This window comes from Mycobacterium sp. C31M (assembly GCF_053345865.1).
On the sequence record NZ_JBKFAX010000037.1, the window covers coordinates 1 to 2,416 of the forward strand.

A 2,416-nucleotide genomic window follows, 5' to 3' on the forward strand; every position below is an offset into this window, starting at 1 on the left:
GCGGGTATCGAGTTCGGCGTAGCTCAATTCCAATCGCCCGGAGGAGGTCTCGGCGCTGATAGCGATCGCCGCTGGGGTCGCGGCGGCTTGGCGGGCGAACCCGGCATGCAATGTCTCATCCCGGGTCGGGATCGTCGGAATCGGTTCCACACCCACCAACTCCACACGTTCGGCCGGTGTCAGGAGGGTGAGCCTGAGTTCGCCGATCTTCACATCGTCATCAGCGCGGGCAATCTCATCAAGCACTGAAGTCAGGTGGCGGTCTATGCGGGCGATCGCGTTTGCATCGACGGCCCCAGCGTCGTAAAGCCACTCGTACTCGCAGCCGCCGCCTGGGAGCACGAGCGTCAATGTATTGGGGTGCACACGCTTTGGCGCACCCTTCATGGCGTACATCACTTCGACCGCGATGTCGCTGGTCGCCGCTTCCGCCACATCTCGAAGGCTCGGGTACCGCGCTGCCAGATCCAGTGCGTAGGGTCCGCGTTCCCGTGCTTCTAGCACTTCTGCGCGCAGGGCGTCGACCGCTTCCACACACGTCAGCGACGGAGCGACCGGCACCCGAACGGGAACTCGAGGCGAGACCAGGCCGGCAGCATCCGCAGCCAGCCTGCTGTGCGCGGGATCGGTGACCCACACGTCGAGTGCGGTGAGATCGCCGATTCTCGACAGGTAGAGCCCGAACGCGCCGAGGACCAGATCTGCTGCGCTCAGATCGCCATGCCGGTCAAGGTATGCCAGCACCGAACTCGTGAGATGGGCCGTGCGCACTGCGGGTACCGTCGGCCGTCGTGCGCCCGCACGACCCATCACCGTCGGAATGGTGGCGGGTTGCAACTCGCCGAGGCGCTTGACCCAGAATGGCTCGTGGCGGGTGGTGGTCAGTTCGGAGCTGGCGAGTCGTGCCGACGCGGACGCGTCGAGGCACGAGATCTGTTGCCCCTCGGCAAGCCGGTGCGCTGCGGCCACGACTGTCGGCGTCACGGCCGCGCCGTCCAGCGTGCGAATGTCGGAAATTTCGACGTCGCGCGTCGCGGACGCCACGGCGATGCCGTCGGCGCCGCACCGCAAGATCGTTCCCGGCTCCTTCGCCGAGCGGGTCGCCAGCGGCCGAGCGTTGCCGACCAGGTAGAACGTGTTGTCGATCAGTACTTTTGCCGAGCAGAAGCTGTTCCGGAATGGGCCGAAGTCGAGTGCACGCACCAGCGCATCGATGCGCTCGGCATCGTCGGAGAAAGAGATCACGCCGCCGCGCGCGGGGCGGACGAGACGTGAGAAATAGGTGCGCTCGGCAGCGACCTGCGTTCGTGGTCGTGCGGTTCCCGCCTCGAGCGCCGCAATGAGCTCGGCGAAGGCGGCAAGCCCGGCGTCGTAGCACTTCACGTTGAGTGTGAGCGCCGTGTCACTGTCCGTAACCTCGATTGCGTGTTGGTTCAGGATCGCCCCGGTGTCGATCGCCTCGTCGATCATGTGCCAGCTGACGGCGTGCGACCGTTCGCCGTTGATCAGCGCCCACGACACTGCATTCATCCCTGCGTATCTCGGCAATGGTGCGTCGTGAAAGTTGATCGCACCGCGGCGAGGCATCGCGAGCACTTCAGGCGGGATGATCTTGAAATTGACTATGCTGAAGAGGAAGTCGAAGTCCTGGCGTCCGCAGTAAGTTGTCATGTCTTCGGCCGGTCCGGCAGTCGGAACCCCGTTCGACTCGGACCAGACTCGAAAGTTGCGATCTGCGGGCATGACGCCGACGATGCGATGGCCGCGGTCGAGCAGCACCTTCGTGCAGTTGATCGCGAGTGCACCTTCACCGATGACGACGCATCTGAATCCGATCGAGTTACCCACTGTCACTCCCCAACCGGCGTGGATGGCTCGCACACTGCCATGATGATCTGCTCGGTCGCAACGCCGGACCTGGTAACTGAGAACAACATCCATGGCTGCATCGGTGACAACGCATAGTTGTCGACTGCATCGATCGCGCCGTCCATAGTTCGTGCCTCTCGGTCAGGCTGGATCGCCGCTTGTACAGCGTGCGGTTTCTTCGGGCCATTGATGGGTGCGCCGAATCTGGCGACGTGCGGCAGCGGGTGCATGGTGTCAGCGTCTTCCGGTGAGTTCGCGTTGGTGTGCACACGCTTCGCGTTGTTTTCGGGCGCGGGTCATGGTGGCCTCGGTGTTTCTCTGGTGGTGCCGGCCGGTGATGTGCCGCGCGAGGGTGCGCACGGTGGGGTACTGAAGGAGCGCGGTGATGGGCAGGTCGGCGTGCAGTCTGCTGGTCAGCTGCATGTGCACCCGAATGCTGAGTAGCGAGTCGCCGCCGAGTTCGAAGAAGTGGTCGTCGAGGCCGACTTTGTCGATGCGGAGTACGGCTTTCCAGATGTCGGCGATGGTTTGTTCTGCGGGGTCGCGT

At 64.1% G+C, this 2,416-nt stretch carries 3 protein-coding genes; all 3 read right to left on the reverse strand.

Annotated features, from left to right (window positions below; all coding sequences use genetic code 11):
* Positions 1 to 1,848 (reverse strand): formyltransferase family protein (locus ACLBYA_RS31545; protein ID WP_447713420.1); only part of this gene is annotated, 1,848 nt, incomplete at its 3' end.
* Between the two features lie 2 nt (positions 1,849 to 1,850).
* Positions 1,851 to 2,099: a hypothetical protein gene (locus ACLBYA_RS31550; RefSeq protein WP_447713421.1), complete on the reverse strand. Its 249-nt coding sequence runs from the start codon at positions 2,097 to 2,099 to the stop codon at positions 1,851 to 1,853.
* 4 nt (positions 2,100 to 2,103) lie between these two features.
* On the reverse strand, positions 2,104 to 2,416 hold a 313-nt coding region (locus tag ACLBYA_RS31555; protein ID WP_447713422.1), incomplete at its 5' end, for a phosphopantetheine-binding protein.

What these genes read in the sequence shown, in the direction of transcription:
- ACLBYA_RS31550 (WP_447713421.1), bottom strand. Translation starts at nt 2,099, where the DNA reads ATGCACCCGCTGCCGCACGTCGCCAGATTCGGCGCACCCATCAATGGC.